The sequence below is a fragment of the Stenotrophomonas sp. STEN030 genome, assembly GCF_056759995.1.
This window is the reverse complement of record NZ_JBRREB010000037.1, coordinates 16631-39367: the sequence shown is the minus strand read 5'-3', so window position 1 is coordinate 39367 and position 22737 is coordinate 16631. Positions and strand designations below refer to the sequence as shown.

Annotated in this window: 24 protein-coding genes; 12 read left to right on the top strand and 12 right to left on the bottom strand. The window is 61.7% G+C overall.

Annotation, left to right across the window (positions count from 1 at the left end; all coding sequences use genetic code 11):
- Positions 1-3 precede the first annotated feature (3 nt).
- Together ACVOLR_RS13700 and ACVOLR_RS13695 are read right to left on the bottom strand one after the other, a co-directional pair.
- On the bottom strand, positions 4-1203 hold the full coding sequence (locus tag ACVOLR_RS13700) for an MFS transporter (protein ID WP_481536916.1): 1200 nt from the start codon (positions 1201-1203) through the stop codon (positions 4-6).
- Positions 1204-1236: 33 nt separating this feature from the next.
- Positions 1237-2442: an MFS transporter gene (locus tag ACVOLR_RS13695; protein ID WP_481536915.1), complete on the bottom strand. Its 1206-nt coding sequence runs from the start codon at positions 2440-2442 to the stop codon at positions 1237-1239.
- Positions 2443-2575: 133 nt separating this feature from the next.
- Here ACVOLR_RS13695 and ACVOLR_RS13690 point away from each other — a divergent pair, with 133 nt between their 5' ends.
- The 3 genes from ACVOLR_RS13690 to ACVOLR_RS13680 all read left to right on the top strand — a co-directional run bounded on the left by ACVOLR_RS13690 (position 2576) and on the right by ACVOLR_RS13680 (position 4453).
- Entirely contained in the window at positions 2576-3160 is a 585-nt protein-coding gene (locus ACVOLR_RS13690; RefSeq protein WP_481536914.1) for a TetR/AcrR family transcriptional regulator, read from the top strand.
- A gap of 106 nt (positions 3161-3266) precedes the next feature.
- A complete protein-coding gene (locus tag ACVOLR_RS13685) occupies positions 3267-3809 on the top strand; it encodes a hypothetical protein (RefSeq protein WP_481536913.1) in 543 nt (180 codons plus the stop codon).
- A gap of 194 nt (positions 3810-4003) precedes the next feature.
- Positions 4004-4453 carry a hypothetical protein gene (locus tag ACVOLR_RS13680; protein ID WP_481536912.1) on the top strand — a complete coding sequence of 150 codons (450 nt, stop codon included), beginning with the start codon at positions 4004-4006 and terminating at the stop codon, positions 4451-4453.
- 129 nt (positions 4454-4582) lie between these two features.
- Here ACVOLR_RS13680 and ACVOLR_RS13675 read toward each other — a convergent pair whose 3' ends face one another.
- The 4 genes from ACVOLR_RS13675 to ACVOLR_RS13660 all read right to left on the bottom strand — a co-directional run bounded on the left by ACVOLR_RS13675 (position 4583) and on the right by ACVOLR_RS13660 (position 8056).
- Complete coding sequence (locus ACVOLR_RS13675; RefSeq protein ID WP_481536911.1) at positions 4583-5779, bottom strand: low temperature requirement protein A; 1197 nt, start codon at positions 5777-5779, stop codon at positions 4583-4585.
- An 8-nt stretch (positions 5780-5787) separates the two neighbouring features.
- Positions 5788-6057, bottom strand: a complete 270-nt coding sequence (locus ACVOLR_RS13670; protein WP_481536910.1) for a hypothetical protein — start codon at positions 6055-6057, stop codon at positions 5788-5790.
- A gap of 137 nt (positions 6058-6194) precedes the next feature.
- The gene (locus ACVOLR_RS13665; protein ID WP_481536909.1) at positions 6195-6968 is read right to left on the bottom strand and encodes an SDR family oxidoreductase; all 774 of its coding nucleotides are present in this window, start codon (positions 6966-6968) and stop codon (positions 6195-6197) included.
- Positions 6969-7699: 731 nt separating this feature from the next.
- Complete coding sequence (locus ACVOLR_RS13660) at positions 7700-8056, bottom strand: hypothetical protein (protein WP_481536908.1); 357 nt, start codon at positions 8054-8056, stop codon at positions 7700-7702.
- A gap of 110 nt (positions 8057-8166) precedes the next feature.
- Between ACVOLR_RS13660 and ACVOLR_RS13655 the strand changes: the two genes are divergently transcribed.
- Positions 8167-8496, top strand: a complete 330-nt coding sequence (locus ACVOLR_RS13655; protein ID WP_481536907.1) for a hypothetical protein — start codon at positions 8167-8169, stop codon at positions 8494-8496.
- A 125-nt stretch (positions 8497-8621) separates the two neighbouring features.
- On the top strand, positions 8622-10178 hold the full coding sequence (locus ACVOLR_RS13650) for a sensor histidine kinase (RefSeq protein WP_481536906.1): 1557 nt from the start codon (positions 8622-8624) through the stop codon (positions 10176-10178).
- On the opposite strand, the gene ACVOLR_RS13645 is transcribed toward ACVOLR_RS13650, so the two are convergent.
- Positions 10143-10844 carry a response regulator transcription factor gene (locus ACVOLR_RS13645; protein WP_481536905.1) on the bottom strand — a complete coding sequence of 234 codons (702 nt, stop codon included), beginning with the start codon at positions 10842-10844 and terminating at the stop codon, positions 10143-10145. The genes ACVOLR_RS13650 and ACVOLR_RS13645 overlap by 36 nt on opposite strands.
- A gap of 362 nt (positions 10845-11206) precedes the next feature.
- Between ACVOLR_RS13645 and ACVOLR_RS13640 the strand changes: the two genes are divergently transcribed.
- From ACVOLR_RS13640 to fghA, 3 genes are all read left to right on the top strand, one after another.
- Positions 11207-11482, top strand: coding sequence for a metal/formaldehyde-sensitive transcriptional repressor (locus ACVOLR_RS13640; RefSeq protein WP_282268719.1), 276 nt, complete (start codon positions 11207-11209; stop codon positions 11480-11482).
- A gap of 48 nt (positions 11483-11530) precedes the next feature.
- The gene (locus ACVOLR_RS13635; protein ID WP_481536904.1) at positions 11531-12640 is read left to right on the top strand and encodes an S-(hydroxymethyl)glutathione dehydrogenase/class III alcohol dehydrogenase; all 1110 of its coding nucleotides are present in this window, start codon (positions 11531-11533) and stop codon (positions 12638-12640) included.
- An 88-nt stretch (positions 12641-12728) separates the two neighbouring features.
- Positions 12729-13556 (top strand): S-formylglutathione hydrolase, encoded by an 828-nt coding sequence (fghA, locus tag ACVOLR_RS13630; protein ID WP_481536903.1) that lies wholly within the window; start codon positions 12729-12731, stop codon positions 13554-13556.
- A gap of 99 nt (positions 13557-13655) precedes the next feature.
- On the opposite strand, the gene ACVOLR_RS13625 is transcribed toward fghA, so the two are convergent.
- A complete protein-coding gene (locus ACVOLR_RS13625) occupies positions 13656-14468 on the bottom strand; it encodes a hypothetical protein (protein ID WP_481536902.1) in 813 nt (270 codons plus the stop codon).
- A gap of 487 nt (positions 14469-14955) precedes the next feature.
- Between ACVOLR_RS13625 and ACVOLR_RS13620 the strand changes: the two genes are divergently transcribed.
- The gene (locus ACVOLR_RS13620; protein WP_481536901.1) at positions 14956-16215 is read left to right on the top strand and encodes a GGDEF domain-containing protein; all 1260 of its coding nucleotides are present in this window, start codon (positions 14956-14958) and stop codon (positions 16213-16215) included.
- A gap of 291 nt (positions 16216-16506) precedes the next feature.
- Here the strand turns inward: ACVOLR_RS13620 and ACVOLR_RS13615 are convergent, their stop codons facing one another.
- The 3 genes from ACVOLR_RS13615 to ACVOLR_RS13605 all read right to left on the bottom strand — a co-directional run bounded on the left by ACVOLR_RS13615 (position 16507) and on the right by ACVOLR_RS13605 (position 18542).
- On the bottom strand, positions 16507-17184 hold the full coding sequence (locus ACVOLR_RS13615; protein WP_481536900.1) for a Dph6-related ATP pyrophosphatase: 678 nt from the start codon (positions 17182-17184) through the stop codon (positions 16507-16509).
- Positions 17185-17187: 3 nt separating this feature from the next.
- Positions 17188-17526 (bottom strand): hypothetical protein, encoded by a 339-nt coding sequence (locus tag ACVOLR_RS13610; protein ID WP_481536899.1) that lies wholly within the window; start codon positions 17524-17526, stop codon positions 17188-17190.
- A 71-nt stretch (positions 17527-17597) separates the two neighbouring features.
- The gene (locus tag ACVOLR_RS13605) at positions 17598-18542 is read right to left on the bottom strand and encodes a DegV family protein (protein ID WP_481536898.1); all 945 of its coding nucleotides are present in this window, start codon (positions 18540-18542) and stop codon (positions 17598-17600) included.
- A 248-nt stretch (positions 18543-18790) separates the two neighbouring features.
- On the opposite strand from ACVOLR_RS13605, the gene ACVOLR_RS13600 reads away from it, so the two are divergent.
- A complete protein-coding gene (locus ACVOLR_RS13600; protein ID WP_282272308.1) occupies positions 18791-19330 on the top strand; it encodes a DUF924 family protein in 540 nt (179 codons plus the stop codon).
- A gap of 321 nt (positions 19331-19651) precedes the next feature.
- On the opposite strand, the gene grxD is transcribed toward ACVOLR_RS13600, so the two are convergent.
- Positions 19652-20578, bottom strand: coding sequence for a Grx4 family monothiol glutaredoxin (gene grxD / locus ACVOLR_RS13595; protein WP_481536897.1), 927 nt, complete (start codon positions 20576-20578; stop codon positions 19652-19654).
- 60 nt (positions 20579-20638) lie between these two features.
- Between grxD and ACVOLR_RS13590 the strand changes: the two genes are divergently transcribed.
- Both ACVOLR_RS13590 and ACVOLR_RS13585 read left to right on the top strand, forming a co-directional pair.
- A complete protein-coding gene (locus tag ACVOLR_RS13590) occupies positions 20639-21418 on the top strand; it encodes a polysaccharide deacetylase family protein (RefSeq protein ID WP_481536896.1) in 780 nt (259 codons plus the stop codon).
- Positions 21419-21459: 41 nt separating this feature from the next.
- Positions 21460-22716 carry a DEAD/DEAH box helicase gene (locus ACVOLR_RS13585; protein WP_481536895.1) on the top strand — a complete coding sequence of 419 codons (1257 nt, stop codon included), beginning with the start codon at positions 21460-21462 and terminating at the stop codon, positions 22714-22716.
- The last annotated feature ends 21 nt before the right edge of the window (positions 22717-22737 follow it).

Here is a 22737-nt window from a genome sequence, read left to right as displayed (position 1 = left end):
AGTTCAATTGCCGTCAACCACGTCGGGGCGTCTCCCACGATCAACGCCAGCGATGCACAGCAGCAACGCGCTGGCGGCGAGCACAGCCGTCGCCCATAGGTTGCCGCTCAGGCCAAGCTGGTCCAGCAGCAGGCCGCCTCCCCACGCGCCAAGTGCGATGCCTATATTGAATACACCCACGTACAGGGCACTGGTCACCTCAACCGCGCGCGGAGCCGCCTGCATCATCCATGTCATCAGCCCAACCGACACGCCGCCATAGGCAAGCCCCCAGAGCAACAGCAGCATGCTTCCCTGCAGTGGCGCAGCGCCGACGGAGAGAAACAGGATTGAGGTAGCCAGCAAGCCAGCTGCGATGGCCATCACCGTGTTGGACACCTGCCGCGAGGCGATCAGCCCCACCAGGAAATTGCCGCCGATCCCCGCTACGCCGTAGGCAAGCAGCAGCCCGCCGATCCATGCGGCGTCCACGCCAGATACCAGCTCCAGCAGTGGCCGGACAAACGTGAATGCCACGAAGTGGCCGGTCACCAACAGCAGCGTCACCCCCAGCCCGAGTCGCACGCGTGGATTGCGCAGTTGTTCTGCGAAGTGACGCAGTTGCATCGACGCTACGACTGGCAGCGAGGGAATCACAGCAAGCTGAAGCAGCAGCACGGTGGCACTAAGTAGCGCCATGCCCGCGAACGCCTTGCGCCATCCAAGCAGCTCACCGACCCATGCGCCCAGCGGAACGCCAAGCACGGAGGCGGCAGCGACACCACCGAAGATGATCGAGGTGGCCAGCCCCACGCGCTGCGCGGATACCAATCGCATCGCCAGCCCGCCCGCAATTGCCCAGATCCCACCCATGCACACGCCCACCAGCAATCTGGCAGCCAGCATCCATTGCATGTTCGGTGCGATCGCCGACGCTGCATTGGCCGCCACCAGCAAGGCCAGCAGCGTACAGAGAATGTAGCGGCGGTTGATGCCACCAGCGGCAATCACCACCAGCGGCGCGAACAGTGCGGCCAGCAATGCGGGCGCCGATATCAGCAAACCCGCGTTGCCGGTGGAGATGCCAAGATCGGCGGCGATGGGGGTAAGCAAGCCGACCGGCAGCATCTCGGTGGTGACTACCGAAAAGGTTGCCAGGGCTATGGCAAGAACTGCCAGCCACGGGTGGGCCACGGCGGCTGCCGTGGAGGATTGGGTTTGCATGGTTTGTTCCTGAAGGAAGATGTGTCGGCAGCGTCAACAAGCGTTGGCCGAATGCTGCAGGCAGGGACGTAGGCGTCGGCTGATCCAGATCGACAGCAGCAACACTGCAGCACCAGCACCAACGCTGATGGCGAAGCCAGCCTGGGCGCCGGCCAGATCCACACGTTGCCCGGTTGCTGCGGCGCCTGATGCGACGCCGATATTCAGTCCGGCCAGCAGCCAGGTCATGCCTTCGGTCAGCTGTTGCTCTGGCACGCTGCGCTCTACCAACGACATCACCACGATCATCGTTGGTGCGAAGAACATGCCCGCCAGCAGCACGCTTGCTGCAAACGCTGGCAGGTTTGCTACCAACAGCAAGGGCAGTGTGGTCAGCGCTGTCGCGATGCCGCCCCACAGCAGCAATTGGTGCAAAGGGGTTTTGAGTTTCAGCGCACCAAACATGAGGCCTGCTGCGCAGGAGCCCAACGCATAGGCAGACAGCACGATGCTGGCAGCCATGGGTTGGCCGTGCTGTTCGGCGAAGGCCACGCTGGTTATGTCGATGGTTCCAACGATGACGCCCATCGCTACCATCAGCAGGGTGAGTAATCGCACGTCTGCAATTGCCAGCACCGATTGACCGGGCTTGCCTGCGGCATTCGAATCGAGCTGTGGCTGGGTTGCCCGCTGCAGTACAAGTGCAGCGGTGCCTATGGCCAGCAGCAGTGTCGCCAGCAGTACGCCCGCCTGCGGAAACAGGCCAACACAGAGGCCAACCGACAGCGGAGGTCCGGCAATGAAACTCATTTCATCGAACACCGTTTCCAGTGAGTAGGCGGTCTGTAACTGCGGCTGTCCGCGATACAGGGCAGCCCAACGCGCTCGGACCATCGCCGACATGCTGGGCATGCATCCGGCCAAGGCAGCGCAGGGAAACAGCAGCCAATCCGGTGCCTGCCAATAGCTGACAAGGATGAGCAGCAACATGCCAACGACGCTGGCGCCCGACGCCAACGGCAAGATCTTGGCCTGGCCGTGTCTATCCACCCACCGCGAAATCTGCGGGGACGCCAGTGCATAGGCCAGAACGAAGGTGGCCGACACCGCGCCGGCCAGTGCGTAACTGCCACGTAGCTGCGCCAGCAAGGTGATGATGCCGATGCCGGTCATGGGCAGTGGCAGCCTGGCCAATAGCCCGGCCAGAGCGAACCCGGGGGTACCGGGTGCAGCGAAGAGGGCACGATAAGCGTTGGCCATTGGAGTCTCCGGGGCGCTGCGGCTTGCCAAGGCAATGGCTGGTCGCAACAATACATACGAGGTGTATGTAAAAGGCTACATACATACGCCGTGAATGTAAATAAACATGCGCTTCGTATGAAAGGAGATTGCCGTGGTCCGCCGCACCCGCGTTGAAATGGAGGCAACCCGTGCCTTGCTACTGACCACCGCCCGTCGCGTTTTCGCCGAAAGCGGCTATGCGGACGCGTCGATGGATGAGCTGACCGCACAGGCGGGGCTTACCCGGGGCGCGCTGTATCACCACTTCGGCGACAAGAAGGGCTTGCTGGCCGCGGTGGTCGAGCAGATCGATGCAGAAACAGATGCGCGGCTGCAGGCCATCAGCAGTGCCGCAAGTGATCCCTGGTTGGGCTTCCAGCAGCGCTGCCGGGCCTATCTGGACATGGCGCTTGAACCGGAGATCCAGCGCATCGTCCTGCGCGATGCGCGCGCTGTGCTTGGCGGCGCATCGCTGGATTCGCAGCGGCATTGCGTGGACTCGATGCAGCGGCTGATCGAGGATCTGGTTCGCTTGGGCGTTGTTGCCGAAGTGGACGCGCAGGCCTTGGCATCGCTGATCTACGGCAGTCTGGCCGAGGCTGCCTTCTGGATAGCGGACGGCGCTGATGCCGATGTCCGTTTGCGCAAATGCGCGGCCGCGTTGGAGCTGATGTTGCGGGGATTGATGCAGCGCTAGCCGGGTGCGCTGCTACGGTGGCAGCATGGATATATGCACATAACCCGCGTGGCCAAGGTCGCTGCATCCGCTCCGCGGCCCGGGCCAGCTCAGGAGTTGACCGATCATGAACATCCGTAGCCTGTGGCTTGTCGGCCTGCTTCTCTTTCCCTTGCCATCTGTCGCGCAGAGTGGATGGGTGGACATGAAGGGAAAGCCGGTTGCCGAGACCGATTCGGCAAAGTCACGTGATGGCTTCAGCGCCACCTTGGTGATAACCCCTGACCAGGATTGGCAGCAGAAGTGGGATACGCCACCGGAGACCATTCCGCGCTTCTCCGAGGCCGATGAGGTAGGCCCCGATGGCGAGCTCTTCATCCTCACCTTTCTGTCAAATCCGAAAGTCGACTCTGCGTCTGGAATGACCGACGTTGCGTGTGACTTCGTCATTCTCCGGCCGGATGGATCTGACTCGACCAGGGAACGTGATCTGCCGTGTTTCACCGTGAAGCTGCCGGGTGACCCCAGGAGCGTTTACCTGTCGAGCGCAGCGTTGAAGTACGTGGCCGAGCCCACGGACCAGCGCGGCCGATGGATCGTTTCGGTGACCGTGAAGGATCGGCTTCGTGGGGTGGAAATACCGCTGAGTGCATCTTTTGTCGTGCGTTGATCAGTGGTACTCCATTTGAGGCTGATACTCCGTGCAACCCGGGTCAGCTCAGGCAATACGAACGGCTGCTGTTGTTTGTTTGCCCGACCATGCCCAATATCGAACCGTTGCAAAGTGGCAAGCGACCACCGGGTGCGCTGCACACAAGTTGTATAGCTGGTCTTGGGATACGGCTATCGGGTAGGGCATCGCACATGGAGAAGCAAGTCGTGCTGAAGTTCGGATCACCGGAAAGGGTCTATGTGGAGAACGAGTGGTATGACGGACCGCGCGCAGGCGTAGCGGACGTCGACGGTATTCCCCATCGTTTCAAGTCCATTTTCGATGAGACGGAAGACGAGTACCTCGAGACGTTCCTGGTGTGGCCAATAGAGAAGAAGGTGGTGGAGCTGGAGATTGAGCAGTGGCGCATTTTTGTGGGATGGAATCTGTTGTACGAGGCCGCTGAGGTTGGTGTGGACTCACATCCAGGGCATGGAGGTCGTAGCAGGAGATGGGACGAGATTGAGGCATTGCTGACGTCAAGTCGGTCGGAAGTGCCCGCGTTGGCTAGACGAGCCATTGCGCAGATCAGCTACATCGAGCGAACAGCACGATACGAACCAACCGGCCCCGGATACATGTTGGCTTGGCGCCTGGTTTGAGGTGTTCCAGCTGCAGGCAGGGCTTTGGTCAAATCGCTTGGGTTGGGCCTGACAATTGCTTCCAGCCGAACCTAGGATCGCTAATCGGTCTGGTTCAGATGTTCCATACCTGCTGCTGGCCAGACATTTTCACACCGCATTGCCCCTGCGACGCCCAAGGAGCAGGCGTGCATCCCAGAAGCTCACGAGCATTACGACCGCTGTGGTCAGCCAACCCATCAGCAGCATGTCCGCAACCAGCCCAACCGGCACGAGCGCCAGCAACAGCAGCGCGCCTATCAGGTGGGATATCGGTATGGCGCCATAGACGATTCGCTTGTACGCGGCACTGCCGAGCAGATAGATCGCGGGCCCGGCCAGCAGAATTGCGATCTGCGCGACGGCTGGATGGGCGTGCGGATGCGCCAGCACCAGGTCGTTGCCAACCGCCGAGGCGATGACACCTGCGATGAGAATGGCATGGACATAGTGGAAGTACGCGCCGATGCGGCCGGGGTCGTCCGAGTGCGAAATCGCGTTGGTCGCATCCTTGCTCGACGTGCCGAAGTACAGCCACCACATGGCCAAGGTGCCGAGGAAAGTGGCCAGCAATGCAAGCAAGACAGGGACATCCCATTCGGCGGAACCGGCAAGCGTCGCGCCGCTGGCTAGCAGGGTTTCGCCGAGTGCCACGATCACGAACAGCTGGCAGCGTTCGGCGAGGTGACCACCTTCGATGGTCCAATCCTGCGTGCGCGAGCGGCCCATGCCAGGCAACGCAAAGCCGAACATCGGCGAAACGTATTCGCACAGAATGGCGACCAGCCATAGCAGTGCGCGGGCCTCGTGCTGCACCATCGCCCCGGACAGCCAGAACACTGCCGAAATCAGCAGCCAGCCCAGCATGCGCCGGTAATTGGGCGCCAGCGGATGGCCGGCCGGCAACTGCAGCGCAATGAAGGCGGTTCGACCCACCTGCATTGCCACATAGGCGGAGGCGAATATCAGGCCTCTGTCAGCGAAGGCCATGGGAATGCTTGCGGCCATCACCAGCCCAAGCAGCATGGTCACGAACACCAAACCACGGATGCGCGGTGTCTCCGGGTCGAACCAGTTGGTGACCCAGCAGGTGTACTGCCAGCCCAGCCATACCGCGAACCACAGGATCAACGTTTCGACCACGCCGGCAGTGGTGAGATTGTGCAGCAGCTCATGGCTGAGCTGTGTCACTGCGAACACGTAGACCAGATCGAAGAACAGTTCTTCATAGGTCACGCGCGCATGGTGCCCGTCGCGACGACGTAGCAGGGGATGGCTGGGAAATTGTGTGGCAGGCACGTCGGTCATCACAGGCTTCATGACAGCGAGAGCCGCCAGGCCACGACGCAGGCGATGATCGCGGGTACGGCGAAGAGCAGAACCAGGATGGGCAATTCCTCACGGAAGCTGTACCCGGCATGGGCAACGCCCACCCACATGTTGATAGCTGCAACCACCAGCCAGACCGGAATGAACGCCTTGGCTGCCAACGCCATGCCGGCCGTGGTGGCGGCCCATAGCCAGCCGAACAGGAGGAACAGGCCAAGCAGAACCAGGCCACCGACGACTACCAGAATCACATGCATGTTCATCTCTCCCCGGAATCAAGATCAGGCGTGGCCGGGCCTGGTCGCGCCTGGCTGTGCGTCTGTGCTGATGAGAATACGCTCAGACTACCTGCGACGTCCTTGCTGCGGTGCGGTGGAAACACATCACTGAAGGCTTACCGCGTCGTGTAGCCGCCGTTGGCGAAGATCGTCTGCCCGGTGATCCACCAGCCGTCCGTTACCAGGAACCTGACGATGGGGGCGATGTCTTCGATATCGGTAAGCCCGGTCTTGCTGTACTTGCTCAGTGCGGCTGCCGACTTGTGATAAGCCACTGCATCGGGCTGCTCCTGACCGTAGAAGAAGGGGGTATCCATTGGGCCAGGGCCAATGGCATTGACCGAGATACCCCTGTCGCCGAACTCTTTGGAGGCCGCGCGGGTGTAGTGTTCGACAGCCGCCTTGCTGCCGGGATAGATCGCATAGAACGGTGTGTATGCGGCCAGCAGCGAGCTGACGATGGTGACGATGTTGCCGCCATCAGCCAGTACCCGGCCTGCCTGCTGTATGAAGAAGAACGCGGCTTTGGCGTTGGCATCGAAGCTCTTGTCGTAATCCGCCTCGGTGATTTCGGCGATCGGCTTCTTGATGACCACGCCCGCGGTGTTGATCGCGACATCGACCTGGCCAAAATGCGCTTTGGCCTGTTCGAACAATTGCACGTTGTTTGCGACTACCGCCAGATCACCCTGGAACAGGATGGCGTCCGCTCCTTTTGCTTTCAGTTCGGCGGCCGTTCTCTCTGCATCTTTTCTCGAGGAGTCGCTGTTGTAGTGGATTGTGATACCGCGGGCTCCCGCATCGACAAACTGATGGGCCACCAGGGCGCCGAGGTTCTTGCCGCCGCCTGCGATTACCGCGACTTTGTTTTTCAGGGAATGCTCAGTCATGTGGTTGGTCCTTTGATCTGGGAAGTGGCTTCAGCTTTGGTCCGGGTACTTCACGCGCAGGAAATTCCTGGAAGAAGGGAAATGCGCGTGGACTCGTCAACGGCTATGGCACCGTCGATGAATACCTTTGGTGTTGCTCAATGCAGCACGCATTCGTAGAAGCTGCGCACGGCTTTCCTTGGATACATCAAGGCGGCTTGCACCGGCTTCGCTCTCTGAGCTACTCAGCCAACGTCCTGCAGCAGCTCCCAATGCAGCGGTAGCTGCTTCCGTGATGCATTGTTCCCTTAGTGCAGTCAGCACTGGCTGCAGCTCACGCATGGTTCGAACGTGTAACGGGGAATAGGGGCGTTGTGCGGGATCCGCAAGCACAGCCTGCTGCAGGTGGGCGGCTACATCCTCAAGCAGTGCGGAAGTCGCAGGGTCCAGCGGCCTGGCTTCGGCGAGGCGTCGGGTGATCCTGTCGATGAGGAGATTCGCTTCGTTGTCCAAACGCGGATTCTTGGGCATGGCAGACTGAGGGTTCGTTGTTGTGGGTAGTGACGTCTGGGTGCGGAAATCGGCGGAGGGCGATAGGAGATCGCGCGTTCGGAAACCTGTTCCCGGGTGGCGGGGCGAGCTGGCCTGCCGGCGCATGTGACGCGGAACGCTGGAATCCTGGCTGCTTGGCCGTGGTCAGGAAGCTCATCATTTATCACCGGTTTCATGAGAAAGCATGCGTGTTCCGTGCGCTATGGCTGGATATATTCCGCAGCGGGGAGTGGGGCTGCGTTGGAATGGCCAAGCGGCTCCCGTTCGAATGGGAGCAACGCAACTTCAATTGCTGCCAGTACCATCACGTCGATCTGGTCGCAATGGTCGACGGAATTGTTCGAACCATTGAAGTAAAGGCTGGCAGCTGATCGCCTGATCTTCTGGAGGATTTCAATCCGACTGTCTGCGTCCAGTGAAATGTCGTCCAGGGAGTCAATCAGAACTTTCAGTTGATCGATGCTTGCGTGCTTCATCAGGTTGATCCAGAACGCGTATGTAATGCGGTAATTGGCGAGGAGATGTTTGGCGTGCAGCCCCATCAACTCGGGAAGCAACACCAATATCCATGGATGTGGCAGGGCATATGCTTATCTATCCAGTAAGGTCGCTTGGAACACCCCTGAGTTTTCAGCTCCAGCTCGCGGATTGGCCGGAGGTATGCGTAATGGGCCCCATATTCTCGGAAGAGAAAATCAACGCTGCCCTGAGGGTGGCTGTACAGGAGCGCACGGCCTCCTCCAAGCTTGTTCCGTTGCCGCGTGGCAAGCTGCGTGGTGAGATAGCTGCACGCTTGTCACTGGGTGAATCCTTGAAGGTCCTTGTTCTGAACGAGATGATCAAAAAGGATGTCTCGTATCATTCCCTGTCGCGGAGGCTGGACATGCCTGCAGAGTTTGTCAGGCAGCGCTTGGATATTCTGGGCGCGACGGACCTTGAGTTCCTGGAGAAGGTCGCAGGCTCCCTTGGGAAGCGTTGGTTTGTATACATCGCATGAAGCTGTACTCAGCTGTGGCGTTGCAGCTGTGAAAGCGTGAGTGTCTGCGGCAACCCTTGTTCCTCGTGTGAGTTACCCCCTCGCGACAGGAAGGAGGTCTTGAACGTAAGCTACAAAAGCGGTCCTTGGAATACACGCATCATTCTTCACCGGGCCAGGTGAGAAACGATGAGGAATTCGAGATGGGAGCGGACGCCGGTGTCGGTTGGTTCGCGCGTAGGCCAGGTGCCAGGAGATTCTTTATCAAACAGCTAGCTATTTTCAGGCCGGCGCAGCGCTGGCTTTCCGATATCCCGGTGCAGGATCCGGTGGACCGGCGCAATGCGCCGTTCCTGCAGGTGCTGCTGATCTTCCTTGGGGTTTTCATTCCGCTCAACAAGTCGCTGTATCTCTATGCTGTGCTGAGCGGGCGTTGGTCGGCTGATCTGCCGGCGCGCAGCGCCATGCTCGCCGACCTGACGACGGACGTGCTGATGACGTCGGCAGCATGGGCCTGCGTCTGGTTGATCCGAACGGGGCGTTTCCGTCGCGGCATGCACCTGTTCCTCGGCGTGGTGCTGCTGTCGATGGCGGTCATTTACACCGCGACCGGAATGCTGGGGCTGCGCTTTGATCCAATGCCGATGATCCTGCTGGCCCTTGCAGGTCTGGTCCTGGGGCGGCGGACGTTGTGGATCACCTTCGCGACCTGCGTTGCCATTTTGGCTGCGACGCTGCTTGCCGATTACCTGCGGGCAAACCTCGGAGTGGGCGCAGCGTCGGTCGCGGGGGTCGGCAAGGCGGTTTCGTTGGCCGGGATCTGGTTGATCATTGCGATTGCCTTGGATCGGACCGTGGCTGCATTGCGCAACAGCCTGGAGGAATCAAATGCCCGTGGCCGCGAACTCGAGCTGGCCTATAGCCGGCTCCAGGAAGAGGTCGCAGAGCGTGAACGTACCCGCGAGCAGTTGATTCATGCCCAGAAGATGGAGGCGGTTGGGCGCCTTGCCAGCGGCGTGGCACATGACTTCAACAACGTGCTCGGCATAGTCCTGGGCCAGGCCGGGCAGCGGGAGCGCCTGGCAGACAAGGGGGCCATGGCGCTCTACGGCGCGCTGGAAGACGTTGAACTCGCTGCCAAGCGTGGGCTGGCGATCAGCAGGAAGTTGTTGAATTTCAGCAGGCAGGATGTGGCGCGTCCGCAGGTCTTCGATGTGCGCGCCTCGCTCGCTGAGCTGTCGCCGATGCTGAAGCAGCTCTTTGGAGGGCGCGTGCTGCTGCAACTCGACTTCGGTGAGGAGGCCTTGCCCGTGCGCATGGATGCTGACCGCTTCGGGCTGGTCATCCTCAATATTGCGGCCAATGCGAGGGATGCAATTCCCGGGGCGGGTACTTTCCAGGTCAAAGCCGAGCGGGAAGGGGAAGCGTGGGTCTCGCTGACGCTGCAGGATGATGGCCACGGCATGACAGAGGCCATTCGTGCGAGAGCGTTCGATCCGTTCTTCACCACCAAGCCCATTGGCATGGGAACAGGTCTGGGATTGTCGGTTGTGCTGGACATGGTTCTTGAAGCAGGTGGGAACGTTGAACTTGCCGTTCGGCAACCACAGGGAAGCACGGTGAAGATACTTCTCCCGCTGGCGCATCTGCCGGCAAGTACCAGGGACTCAGTTGGCGAGCAGGTAACCCTTTCCACGGACTGACAGCAGCGGCAATGGTGGCGATTCGGGAGCTGCCGTGGCGGCCTTTCTACGGATTCGGTGCACCAGGGCTTCGAGGCGGTGCGGATCGAAGTCGGAGGCATTGTCTGTCAGTGCCTCGATCAAGCGCTCCTTCTCGACTGCCTGCCCGCGGTTGGTATTCAGCAGGCTCAGTAGTGATCGTTCTGGAGTAGTCAGGGCGATGATTCGCCCGGACGGAGGCACCAGGCACCAGTCGTCAGATACCAAGGCCCAGCGGTCACCAACGCTCTCGGTATCGGTGCTGCATGCCTCGTTCCGGGGGCGGTCAAGACGGCGTGACAAGCTGTGCAGCGTGGCTGCAATGATGTCGATGTCGACTGGTTTTGCGAGGTAGGCATCGGCGCCGTGGAGCATTGCCCGAAGATGGTTGTCCCGGCTTTCCGTGCCGGTCAGCATGATCAGGCCAAGCCCGGGCTGTATCTGGCGAAGGTGCGCCGCAATACTCAAGCCATCCTCGCCCGGCAGGGCGATGTCCAGGATCACAACATCGAACTTCTGGGTCAGCAGGCTGCGGTAGAGCCCAGTGGCGTCATTGAAGCCATCCACCTTGAAGCCATAGTCACGCAGGCCAGGAAGCAGGATGCGTTCAAGCAGCATCGCGTCGTCTTCGGTAATGGCCACCCTCATTGGAAGGTCAGGGCTTTTGTCGACTTGGTAGCTCAAGTTGGTGATGTCTGGATTGTCTTGCCAAGACTACTTGAGTTACGCGGGAATCACCCAGCTTTTCGTGGGCAGCGAAGCCTGGTAACCGGCCGTGGGTGACCATGCGGGCATTGGGCGACAGGCAGTTCCAGCAGGTTTGATCGTAGTGGCTCGCTTGCCTGGCCTGAATGGGGGGGATTGGAGCAGGCAATGGCCTATAAAACCGCAGTTGGTGGGCGAGCTCGCTGTAAGGTGACGGTGACGCAATTCGCACAAGAAGCCGGTCGATTGGCGTTTTCAGTTGTCCCAAAATATACTATCCCCCAGTACAGGATACGGGCGCAGCCATGCCGCACTCCCCCGAAGAGAAGAAAAAGGTCCTGGCCCGGGTCAAACGCATCCGCGGCCAGTGCGATGCGCTGGAGCGCGCCTTGGAAGCTGGTGCTGACTGCAACCCGGTGCTGCAGCAGATCGCGGCCATCCGCGGCGCAGTCAACGGGCTGATGTCCGAGGTGATGGAGGCGCACCTGCGCGAGGAGTTCGGCCAACCGGCGCGCTCCGATGCGCAGCGCGCTGCACGCGTTGCCGAGATGTCCAGCCTGATCCGTTCCTATCTCAAATAATTCCGGCGGCGCCTTGCGTCGCCTTCGTCATTCCAGCAGGAGAAAGTCATGAAATCACGTGCCGCCGTTGCCTTTGGTCCGGGCCAGCCTTTGCAGATCGTCGAGATCGATGTCGCACCGCCGAAGGCCGGCGAAGTGCTGGTCAAGATCACCCATACCGGCGTCTGCCATACCGATGCCTTCACCCTGTCCGGTGACGACCCGGAAGGCCTGTTCCCGTGCGTGCTGGGCCACGAAGGCGCCGGCATTGTGGTTGAAGTGGGCGAGGGCGTCACCTCGGTGAAGGCCGGTGATCACGTCATTCCGCTGTACACCGCGGAGTGCGGCGAGTGCCTGTTCTGCAAGAGCGGCAAGACCAATCTGTGTACCTCCGTGCGCGCCACCCAGGGCAAGGGCGTGATGCCGGATGGCACCAGCCGCTTCTCGTACAACGGCGAGCCGATCTACCACTACATGGGCTGCTCCACTTTCTCCGAGTACACCGTGGTCGCCGAAGTGTCGCTGGCCAAGGTCAACCCGGAAGCCAATCCGGAGCACGTCTGCCTGCTGGGCTGTGGCGTCACCACCGGTATTGGCGCTGTGCACAACACCGCCAAGGTGGCCGAAGGCGACAGCGTCGCGGTGTTCGGTTTGGGTGGTATCGGCCTGGCAGTGATCCAGGGCGCGCGCCAGGCCAAGGCCGGTCGCATCATCGCAATCGACACCAACCCGTCCAAGTTCGAGCTGGCCAAGCAGTTTGGTGCCACCGACTGCGTCAACCCGAAGGAGCACGACAAACCGATCCAGCAGGTCATCGTCGAAATGACCGGTTGGGGCGTGGACCACAGCTTCGAGTGCATCGGCAATACCAACGTGATGCGTGCGGCGCTGGAATGCGCGCACCGTGGTTGGGGCCAGAGTGTGATCATCGGCGTGGCTGGTTCGGGTCAGGAAATCTCCACCCGTCCGTTCCAGTTGGTGACCGGTCGCAAGTGGATGGGCACCGCGTTCGGTGGCGTGAAGGGTCGCAGCCAGCTGCCGGGCATGGTCGAAGACGCGATGAAGGGTGATATCGAACTTGCCCCGTTCGTGACCCACACGATGGAACTGGACAAGATCAACGAAGCCTTCGACCTGATGCACGAAGGCAAGTCGATCCGCTCGGTAATCCATTACTGATTCAGGCTTGTGGGAGCGGCGTAAGCCGCGAAGCTCGTACTTTGTCAGCCGCACATCCAACAACCCAACCCCCAAGGATTCTAAACCCATGCAACGACTCGAACACCGCGCCTGCTTCGGCGGCTGGCAGGACGTTTACCGGCACGAATCCAAGGTGTTGGGTTGCGAGATGACGGTTGGTGTGTACCTGCCGCCGCAGGCCGAGCACGGGCCTTGCCCGGTGCTGTACTGGCTGAGCGGTTTGACCTGCACCGAACAGAACTTCATCACCAAGTCCGGCGCACAGCGCTATGCGGCCGAGCACGGCATCATCCTGGTGTCGCCGGATACCAGCCCGCGCGGTGAAGCGGTGGCCGATGCCGAGGGCTATGACCTGGGCAAGGGCGCGGGTTTCTACCTCAATGCCACGCGCGAGCCCTGGGCACGCCACTACCGCATGTACGACTACATCGTCGACGAGCTGCCGGCATGGGTGGAAGCCGATCCGGCGGCCAGCGATGTGCGTGCGATCAGCGGGCATTCGATGGGCGGGCATGGTGCTTTGACCATCGCTCTCAAGAACCCGGGGCGGTACCGCAGCGTGTCCGCGTTCTCGCCGATCGTGGCGCCGTCGCAGGTGCCATGGGGACAGAAGGCATTTGCGGCCTATCTGGGCGAGGATCGCGAGGTATGGAAGGCATATGACGCGACCGAGCTGGTTGCGCATGCGCAGGAGAAGCTGCCGCTGTTGATCGATCAAGGCGGCGCTGATGAGTTCCTTGAAAACCAGCTGCGCCCGCAGTTGTTGCAGGCGGCGTGCGAGGTGGCCGGGCACCCGCTGGAGCTGCGCATGCAGCCGGGTTACGACCATAGTTATTACTTCATCAGCAGCTTCATCGACGATCACATCGCGCACCACGCCAAAGCGATGCGCTGAGCCCTATCCGCTTTCTGTAGTGCCGAGCACGGCTCGGCACTACATGTGTGAAACTCCTGCCGAGCGTGGCTCGGCACTACGCGTTTACGCGCGCTGGCTTCAGGAGAACAGCCAGATCAAGCGCAGGATGCTTGCGACACCGATTGCAGCGATAAAAAGCCAGGTGTTCCGGCGGATATTGCGCAGGCTAAGGGCTCGACGTTGCAGTCTCTGTTCCAGCTGCTTTCTGTGCTCCGCTGTAATGCGTGTCAGTTCTGCGGCATGGGGCATGCTGGCTGCTTCGTAGATGCCTCGGATGCGCTCGGCTTGTTGCGCAGGCAGGGATCTCAGATGCGCCTCCAGAAGCTGTGTCCGCGCAGCAAGCGCTGGTGTGGTATCGCCATGACTGGCAGCTGCGTCATTGATTGCCCGCCAGTGCGTATGGGCCAGCTCCCTGACCATTTCATCATCGCTGAGATCGATGTTGGAGAAGTCCTGGCTGCGGAACTGAACTGGAAGCGCGGTGGCGGGATTCAGGCGCAGAGATGGGGTAAGCCCGCTTCTTCGATAGCGGAAAGCATTGCGTCTTGCGGTGCCGGTGGCTGAGGAGCGTAGCCAGTCCAGCGATACCGTCGTGAACCAGATGGCCAGCGGAACCGGCGCCAGTAGCAGGAGCGCAAGATTGATCGCCGGGTCACGTGGATAGCTGATGGTCTGTCCTGTCCAGTAGGTGTACAGGGCGGTACTTCCCATGAGGAGTAGCAGCAGCACGGAGCAGGACAGCCCGTTGCACAGCGCATAAGCAAGGCTGCGCCGCAGTAGTGACGGTGCGATCCAGGCTGGGTCGGAAAAGGTGCGCCAACGTATCGATGCGCCAGCCAAGCCTGCGCTGAGCATGTAAAAAAGGATGATATAGGCAGCGAACTTTTCCATGTTCCTTCCCAGGATGCGCGGTCTTGGCGTCGCGTTGGTGAGCATATCGCAGGCCGTGTGCGGCGCACGTTTCTGGTAGAGCCGAGCCATGCTCGGCTGGGGCGTTACCGGTAAGGCCACTGCCGAGCATGGCTCGGCACTACGCTCTGCTCCCTCACTTTCGCGCAGCGAAGGGGAGGGCTGGGGAGGGGTTGGTGTTTCGCTTGGAAGGCTCTTGCCGAGCATGGCTCGGCACTGCGGGTTGGTTTCCGTGGCGAGGTCTGGGTCACGTTGTCGAAGTGGCCGTCGCGCTATCGTGCGGGCATAGCGCCTGCTTGATAGGGAATCCATGCCGCTAGTGCTGGTTCTGCTGTTCATCCTTTGCCATGGCTTGGTCCTCGCTGTTGGGTCGGGGCCAGCTGGCATTGGGTCCTTCATCTTCCTGGTGGCGGCGCCGCTGCTTGCTGCCTGTAGCTGCGTTTGGCGTGCTCGGCAGGATAGGGCGGCATTGGGTTGGTACGCGACGGCGCTGGCGATGCTGCTATGGGCCGGGGGCATGACCCTCAATCTGGTCGATGCAGTGGGCGCGGGCCGTGCCGATATCACGCCGCGCGCCAGCATGTTGTTGTATGTGCTTTACGCCGTGCCGCTGGTGTTCATCCTTGCCCGCGCACGGCGCGAGCGCACCAGCATCAGCCTGATCGATGCGGCGATGGCAGCGCTGTTGGGCGTGCTGTTCTTCGTGCATACCGGATTTTTCGCCGACCGCGTCGATGTTGACGAACAGGCGATGAGCAACATGCGCTACATGTTTGATATCCAGAACCTGTGCATTGCCAGCTTCGCAACCGTGCGCTGGCTGGCCGGTGATGTGCCGGAGTGGCGCGGTTTTTTCCGTGCGCTGGCGCTGTATGCCTTGGCGTATCTGCTGGTTGCCGGTTACATCAACCACTTTGCGTCGGAAGATTCTTTCGGCGCATACAACGATCTGCTGATCGATCTGCCATTTCTCCTGTTGATGTTGCTGGCCGTGCGCAAGGTATCGGCACCGGTCTTCGTGCCGGACCCGCGGCTCTCGCGGTTGGTGCAGGCTGGCGGTCCGATGATCCTGCCTCTGTTGTTGCTGGTGGTGGGTACCTTGGTGGTGGACCATGCGCGGGCGCTGGCTGTGGCCGGCTTCGTGGTTGCGACCATTGGCTTCAGCCTGCGCAGCACGCTGCTACAGATCGACCTGTTGGAGGGACAGGCCGCACTGGATCAGCTGGCAAGGCGGGATGGGCTGACCGGCGTTGCCAACCGCCGTCAGTTCGACGCGGTCCTGCAGACCGAGGCCAGCCGCGTGCATCGCAGTGGCGCCGGATTGGGTCTGCTGCTGGTCGATATCGATCACTTCAAGGCTTTCAATGATGCGCACGGCCACCCGGCCGGTGATCGTTGCCTGCAAGCTGTTGCAGCGCGGCTGCAGGCCAATGTCCGGCGCGCGGGCGATTGTCTGGCGCGCTACGGCGGAGAAGAGTTCGCGGTGATCGTGCCGGACTGTGGAAGGGAAGATGCGATCGCTCTCGCGGAGAAGCTGCGGCTGGCCGTTGAAACACTTGTGTTGCCGGAGGGAACCGTCAGTATCAGCGTTGGTGTGGCTTTCCTGCAGTCTTCAGCCAAGGTGCCTACGACGCAGCTTCTGGATGATGCCGATAGGGCGTTGTATGCGGCAAAGCGTGGCGGCAGGAACCGTGTGTCGGTTCGGGATGATGCGGTGGCGGGCTTCTGATGATCGTTCGATGCGGGGGTCCAGCCTTGTGCGAGCGGCGTAAGCCGCGAAGCTAGCAAATCTGACGGCGGGAGCGACGCTGCGATTGCACACAGCGCTGTTGTTCTTTCTATCGTGGCTTCGCAGCTTACGCCGCTCCCACAGAAGCGCATCGCAGCGTCACCCAGCCCAGCACAGCCTTGTGGGAGCGGCGTAAGCCGCGAAGCTGCCTAAGCTGGCGTTGCGAGCAGTGCTGCAATTGCATGAAGCGCTGTTGTTCTTGCTGTTGTGGCTTCGCGGCTTACGCCGCTCCTACAACTGCAAGGTGAAATCTGTATAGGCGTAGCGGCTTTCGCGTAGCACGGTGTCGCCTTGTTCAAGGCTTAATGGCGCGCGGAACATCGGTCCGGCACTTACGCAGGTGTGGAACTCGCCGTTTTCGCCGCAGGCATCGATGCTTGCCGGTAATGCATCCAGCAATGCTTGATCGAACGCCTTGCCCGCAAAGCTGGCATCCAGCCGCTCGCTATCCACACAGCACAGCTGCGCGCGCAGGCCGTTCGCGATCATCTGCCGCGCCAGCACCGTAGTGTCGCGGCCAAACAACGGGAACAGCGTCTGCCAGCCTTGCGCCGCATACTGCTGTTCGCGCCATAGCCGGATGTCTTCCAGCAAGAGGTCACCGAAGGCGATGGTCGCAAGGCCGGGCCAGCGCTGCTGTGCTTCGTCCAGCGTCGCTGTCATGCGCTGCAGGTACGCGGCATTGTCGCAGACCTGCGGTATCCAGCTTTCCAGCAGCGGCAACCCGGCAGCGTCCGCCTGGGCCAGCACTACCTCGCGGCGTACGCCCTGCATCGAGGAGCGGTCATAGCCTTCGGTCAGCGTGCTCAACAGCGCGACGACCTGGATGTCATCGCGTTGCTGGAGTTCGTGCAGTGCCCAAGCGGCGTCTTTGCCTCCGCTCCAGGACAGCAGGACCGGTGTGCTCAAGACTCAGCGCACATCGCGCAGTTCCCAGTGGTTGCCGGCCAGCATACGCATGCGTTGCTTGAACAGTTCGCCAGCCAGGCTGGTGGTGGCGACCAGGTCGATGCGCAGGTCAGACTGTTTGCCGGTAACCGTGGCGTTTGGATCGACTGCGCCCAGGCCGGGGTCCACGTCGTCGGGTTCGTCCTGGGTGGCCTTCCAGCGCTCGAACAGCTCCGGCGTACGCAGAGCTGCCTGCAGTTGCTCAGCGAAGGCATCCGCGCCGCTGGCGGTGAAGGACAGGCGTGGATCGTTGCCGCGGGCCTTGGCCGGGTCGGGCAGCGAGATGGAATAGAGCACGGACATGGGAGCCTCCTTGGTAGGGCGTCAGACTAGCGCGTCAGATGTAGTGGTTTTGTCCAGATGATGCAGCTTGATCAGCTGCCGAAGGTATGCGGTTCATCGGCAAAGCCAATCGTCACCGCGCCCTTGCCCACGTTGACCATGCCGGTCAGGCTCATCACCGCTTCCAGCAGGGCGACGCCGTGCTGGTCGCAGGTATCACGCAACTGCCGGTAGCCGGGCAGGGCGCGCAGCTCGTCCAGCGGGCCGCCGTAGCTGACGCATACCGTCGGGGTGATCAGGCCGCGCACCACACGCTTGCCGACGAAATCGAACAAAGCCTGCACGGCAGGGTCGAAGCCCTTGATCTTGGCCACCGGCTCGGTATTGCCACGGTAACCATGCAGCACGGGTTTGATGTCCAGCGCGCTGCCAAGCGCGACGCTGAGCAGGCCGACGCTGCGGTCGCCCTTGTGGCGGGCGCGGGCGCGCAGGTAGTAGAGGTCGCGGGTAACCATGTAGCCGTGCACATTGCTTGCCACCAGTTCCAGCCGTTCGCGCATCTGCGGCACGCTGGCGCCGCTGTCACGCAGACGAACCGCTTCCACCGCGCTTACCGCTTGTGCGGCAAACAGGTTCTGGGTATCGATGACGCGCAGGCTGAACGGCGAGTTGTAACCGGCCGCCTGTCGGATGGGCTTGTACTCGTTGAGGATGCTGTAGCCCGCCTGCACCGCGTTGTCGTGGATGGGGCTGCGGGTACGGGTGATGGTCATGCAGAACACCTGGTCGAAATCGGTGACCAGATGGCTCAGGAACAGATCGCGGATCTGCTCGGCGCTATAAGGGATGGTTTCGGCCTCGGCACTGCGCTCGCTCAGCGGACCCTGCAGGAAGGCCAGGGTGGATTCCTCGTCGCGGTGGTCGGGGAGCACCGTGTCGCCGATCCGTACGCTGATCGGGAGCAGCACGATATTGTTCTGTTGCAGATAGCCTTTGGGCAGGTCGCAGGCCGAGTCGACCACTATTCCTATGCGCACGCTTTGTATCCCCCAAGGGTCGTAACAGTCACGAAAGATAGGAACCCTATCTCAAAACCTGGGATGGAGTTGGTGGTTTGTGCGGACGGCGTCGCAATCCCGGGTAGGTTTTTTCACCTTTTCCTCATTTCATCGACAGGGGTAGCCTATTAAGCTACTGCCAAGCAACTGAGGCCCTGTCCCCGGATGCGACGACATCGGTGGGAAGTGTCACCGCCTGAGGGTAGGCGGTGAACCAGGGATCAGTAATGGAAACTGCAAGTTCGGTAGTTGAGTTCTGGCGCGCGGCTGGCCCGCAGCGTTGGTTTGTGCGTGATGAGGCCTTTGATGTCGAGTTCCGGGAGCGCTTCCTGGACCTGCACTACCAGGCTGCCCGACGCGGCTGTGAGGACTGGCTGGAGAATGCCGAGGGCGCGTTGGCGCTGCAGATACTGCTGGACCAGTTCCCGCGCAACTGCTTCCGTGGCACTGCGCACTCTTACGCTACCGACGGGCTGGCGCGGCATTACGCTACCCGCACCATCGAGGAAGGTTGGGACCGTGAACTGCCGCTCAAGCTGCGGGCTTTCATCTACCTGCCGTTCGAGCACTCCGAGGATCCTCAGGACCAGGAGCGCGCGGTAGCGATGTTCGAGGTGCTCGGTGACCTGGAATACCTGAAGTACGCCGAAGTGCATCGTGATGTCATTCGTCGCTTCGGTCGTTTCCCCCACCGCAATGCGGTGCTTGGCCGGATTCCCACTGCGGAAGAACTGCACTTCCTTGCTGAAGGTGGCTTTGCTGGTTGAGTGCGCCAGAGCGACTGGTGTGTTGCTGATGGTGTTGTTGGATATACGCCTGTCCGTTAAGCACTGATCATCGTGCTATGCATGCAGTGCAGGGCTCACAAAAAGGCACAGGCGGCATGCTTTTGGTTTGGATGTAGGAGCGTCGTCAGCCGCGAAGCCGACATTGCTGCAGCGATAGCTACCTTTGCGATCGGACGTTCTATCAGCTTCGCGGCTGACGCCGCTCCTACACGGCAGTCATCAGGTTGCCGTTCCCGCGCTTGTTCAACGCAAAAAAAACGCCGGCTGGGCCGGCGTTTTTTTTCCTGCAGGGTGTTCCGATCAGTACTTCGGAACGCTGTTGTCCACGTTCTCCGACCAGGCATCGATGCCGCCGGTGATGTTGAACACATTGGTGAAGCCCAGTGCCAGGAACTGCGCGGCAGCTTGGGCGCTGCGGCCGCCACGGTGGCACAGGAACGCCAGTGCGGTGTCCTTGGGCAGGGCTTCGAGCTTGGCGCGGTTGTCGCCGTCGAAGGTTTCGAAGCTGCCATTGATCGCGGCGATGGCGCGTTCGTCAGCCGGACGCACGTCCACCACGGTGATGGCACCGGCACGCAGCTGGTCGTCGGCGCTGCGCACGTCCAGATCCTGCACCGGCTTGGGCGCGTTCGGGTTGTTGATCGCCAAACCCTGGCCGCGGATGTCGTCGACCCAGTCGATGGTGATGCCGTCGGCGCGACGCGCGCTGGAGGAATCGAACTGCACGCGCAGGCCGTTGGATTCGGCAGCGATGGCATTGTCGTCGAACGGGGCCAGCTGGAAGTTCGGCTGGAAGCTGGCGTCGATGCTCAGCTGCAGGGCAGCGCCGGGCGAGTCGGCCAGTGCGCCCTTGAGCATTTCAACCGCGGCCGGGGTGACGGTGATCGACGGCGGGGTGCGGTCCGGCGCAGCCAGGCCGAGCAGGCTGCTCAGTTCGCCGCTGCTGGCCATCTGCAGGATGATGTCGCTGCCGCCGATCAGTTCGCCGTCCACGTACAGCTGCGGAATGGTCGGCCAGTCGCCGTAGGCCTTGATGCCTTCACGGATTTCCTGGTCGGCCAGCACGTTGACGTGGCCGAACTGCACGCCCAGGTCCTGCAGCGCGCCAACAGCCTTGGCCGAGAAGCCGCACTGCGGCATGGTCGGCTGGCCCTTCATGAACAGGACGACGCGGTCGGCGCCGAGGATGGATTCAATGCGCGAACGCAGGGCGGGGTCCAGGGACATCGTGAACTCGTATAAGTGGTCGTAGACCAGCTGATTCTACGCTGCATGGCATCATAGGGAATGACTGCCCCGGAAACCCTGCATCGCATTCCCGTACACCCTTGGCGTTGGTTGCCCTGGCTGCTTGTCTCGCAATTGCTGGTTGCACTGCTGTGGTGGCGGTTGGGCTGGATGTGGGGTTTGCCCTTGTTGCTGCTCAGTCACGCTTTGTTCGTAGTACCGGTATTCCTTCCCAACAGCCGCTTTTACGCGCCGGTTACCAGTCGCGCGCCCGGCCGGGACGTGTGGCTGACAATTGATGACGGCCCCTCCTTGGAGACGCTGGCGGTGCTCGATCTGCTCGATCAGCATGACGCCAAAGCCACCTTTTTCATGGTCGGCGAGCGCGCGCAGGCCCGCCCGGAGCTGGTGCACGAGGTGCTGCGGCGGGGCCATGACCTTGGTAATCACAGCCATTCACACCCGCAGGCACGCTTCTGGGCGCTGGGTCCGGTGCAGATGGCACGTGAAATCGGCCACTGCCAGCAGGTGCTGACCGCCATCGCCGGGGCGCCGCCGCGCTGGTATCGCTCGGTGGTCGGCATGACCAACCCGTTTGTGGCTGTCGCGCTCAAGCGCCATGGGCTGGCGCGGATTGGCTGGAGTGCGCGTGGCTACGACGGCGTGAACTGCACGCCGGAGGGTGTGGTCGCACGGATTGCACCGGATCTGGCGCCTGGCGCCATCGTCCTGCTGCATGAAGGTGCCGCCCACGGCCACAATCTGGCCATCATCGAAGCCGTGCTGCAGCAGCTGCATGCCCGTGGTCTGCGCGCCCGCCTGCCGCAGACAACAGCGTAGACTCGCCTCCCCGCCATCGCGCGGCGTTCTGGAACCGCATCATGCCTTTCTCCCAACTCGGCCTGTCTCCCTACGTGCTGCCAGCGCTGCAGCAGGCCTTGCAGCAGGCCGGTTATCTGGCGCCAACGCCGATCCAGCAGCAGGCCGTGCCCTTGCTGTTGAAGGGCCGTGATGTGGTCGCGCTGGCGCCCACCGGTTCAGGCAAGACTGCCGCCTACGTGCTGCCGGCGCTGCAACGCTTCTTCATGGCAACGCCACGCAAGCCGCGCGTATTGGCCCAGCTGATACTGGTGCCGACCCGCGAACTCGCCATGCAGGTGAGCGATGTGTTCACCACCTTGGGCCGCGAGTTGCCGCGTCGCCCGCATCTGGTCTGTGCGGTCGGTGGTGTGTCGATCAATCCGCAGATGATGTCGCTGCGCGGTGGCGCCGACATCGTCGTGGCGACCCCGGGGCGCTTGTTGGATCTGCTGGCGCACAACGCCCTGTCATTGAAGCAGGTGCAGATGCTGGTGCTGGATGAGGCCGACCGTCTGCTGGAGCTGGGCTTCGGCGATGAGCTGCGGCAGATCCTGGCCGAGTTGCCGGTGAAGCGGCAGACCGCCTTGTTCTCGGCCACATTTGCAGCCGATATCCAGGCATTGGCTGCAGCGGGCCTGCATGAGCCGCAGCGGCTGGAAATCGGCGAGCAATCAGCGCCAGATATCGAGCAGCGTGCCATCCATGTCGATAGCTCCCGGCGTGCTGAGTTGCTGCTGTCCTTGCTGGAAGATCCGCAGTGGCAGCAGGTATTGGTATTTGTCGGCAGCATCCGTGACGGCGACCGTTTGGCGTCACAGCTGCGCAAAGCCGATATCAATGCGCAGGCGCTGCACGGCGAGCTGTCGCAAGGCCGTCGCTTCCGCATGCTGCAGGATTTCAAGGATGGTCAAACGCGGGTGCTGGTCGCGACCGACCTGGCTGCGCGCGGCATCGATATCACGCGCTTGCCGGTGGTGGTGAATTACGACCTGCCGCGTGCGCCAGCGGATTACCTGCACCGCATCGGCCGCACCGGGCGGGCGGGGGAGAAGGGACTGGCGCTGAGTTTTGTCGATTCGGCGGCGATGGCGCATTGGCGTTTGATCTGCAAACGCCATGGGCTGCAGGGCACGACCGAAGTGATTGAGGGCTTTGAGCCTACGCAGGCCGCGCCGGTGGCAAGCGTGGTTGCCGATGACAATGGCGGCATCAAGGGCCGCAGGCCGAGCAAGAAAGACCGCGCGCGTGCTGCGGCGGCGGAAAAAGCCGGGTCCTGAGAGGGCCACAGCCGGCTGGGG

What these genes read in the sequence shown, in the direction of transcription:
- ACVOLR_RS13700 (WP_481536916.1), bottom strand. Translation starts at nt 1,203, where the DNA reads ATGCAAACCCAATCCTCCACGGCAGCCGCCGTGGCCCACCCGTGGCTG.
- ACVOLR_RS13695 (WP_481536915.1), bottom strand. Translation starts at nt 2,442, where the DNA reads ATGGCCAACGCTTATCGTGCCCTCTTCGCTGCACCCGGTACCCCCGGG.
- ACVOLR_RS13685 (WP_481536913.1), top strand. Translation starts at nt 3,267, where the DNA reads ATGAACATCCGTAGCCTGTGGCTTGTCGGCCTGCTTCTCTTTCCCTTG.
- ACVOLR_RS13680 (WP_481536912.1), top strand. Translation starts at nt 4,004, where the DNA reads ATGGAGAAGCAAGTCGTGCTGAAGTTCGGATCACCGGAAAGGGTCTAT.
- ACVOLR_RS13675 (WP_481536911.1), bottom strand. Translation starts at nt 5,779, where the DNA reads ATGACCGACGTGCCTGCCACACAATTTCCCAGCCATCCCCTGCTACGT.
- ACVOLR_RS13670 (WP_481536910.1), bottom strand. Translation starts at nt 6,057, where the DNA reads ATGCATGTGATTCTGGTAGTCGTCGGTGGCCTGGTTCTGCTTGGCCTG.
- ACVOLR_RS13665 (WP_481536909.1), bottom strand. Translation starts at nt 6,968, where the DNA reads ATGACTGAGCATTCCCTGAAAAACAAAGTCGCGGTAATCGCAGGCGGC.
- ACVOLR_RS13655 (WP_481536907.1), top strand. Translation starts at nt 8,167, where the DNA reads ATGGGCCCCATATTCTCGGAAGAGAAAATCAACGCTGCCCTGAGGGTG.
- ACVOLR_RS13645 (WP_481536905.1), bottom strand. Translation starts at nt 10,844, where the DNA reads ATGAGGGTGGCCATTACCGAAGACGACGCGATGCTGCTTGAACGCATC.
- ACVOLR_RS13640 (WP_282268719.1), top strand. Translation starts at nt 11,207, where the DNA reads ATGCCGCACTCCCCCGAAGAGAAGAAAAAGGTCCTGGCCCGGGTCAAA.
- ACVOLR_RS13635 (WP_481536904.1), top strand. Translation starts at nt 11,531, where the DNA reads ATGAAATCACGTGCCGCCGTTGCCTTTGGTCCGGGCCAGCCTTTGCAG.
- fghA (WP_481536903.1), top strand. Translation starts at nt 12,729, where the DNA reads ATGCAACGACTCGAACACCGCGCCTGCTTCGGCGGCTGGCAGGACGTT.
- ACVOLR_RS13625 (WP_481536902.1), bottom strand. Translation starts at nt 14,468, where the DNA reads ATGGAAAAGTTCGCTGCCTATATCATCCTTTTTTACATGCTCAGCGCA.
- ACVOLR_RS13610 (WP_481536899.1), bottom strand. Translation starts at nt 17,526, where the DNA reads ATGTCCGTGCTCTATTCCATCTCGCTGCCCGACCCGGCCAAGGCCCGC.
- ACVOLR_RS13600 (WP_282272308.1), top strand. Translation starts at nt 18,791, where the DNA reads ATGGAAACTGCAAGTTCGGTAGTTGAGTTCTGGCGCGCGGCTGGCCCG.
- grxD (WP_481536897.1), bottom strand. Translation starts at nt 20,578, where the DNA reads ATGTCCCTGGACCCCGCCCTGCGTTCGCGCATTGAATCCATCCTCGGC.
- ACVOLR_RS13590 (WP_481536896.1), top strand. Translation starts at nt 20,639, where the DNA reads ATGACTGCCCCGGAAACCCTGCATCGCATTCCCGTACACCCTTGGCGT.
- ACVOLR_RS13585 (WP_481536895.1), top strand. Translation starts at nt 21,460, where the DNA reads ATGCCTTTCTCCCAACTCGGCCTGTCTCCCTACGTGCTGCCAGCGCTG.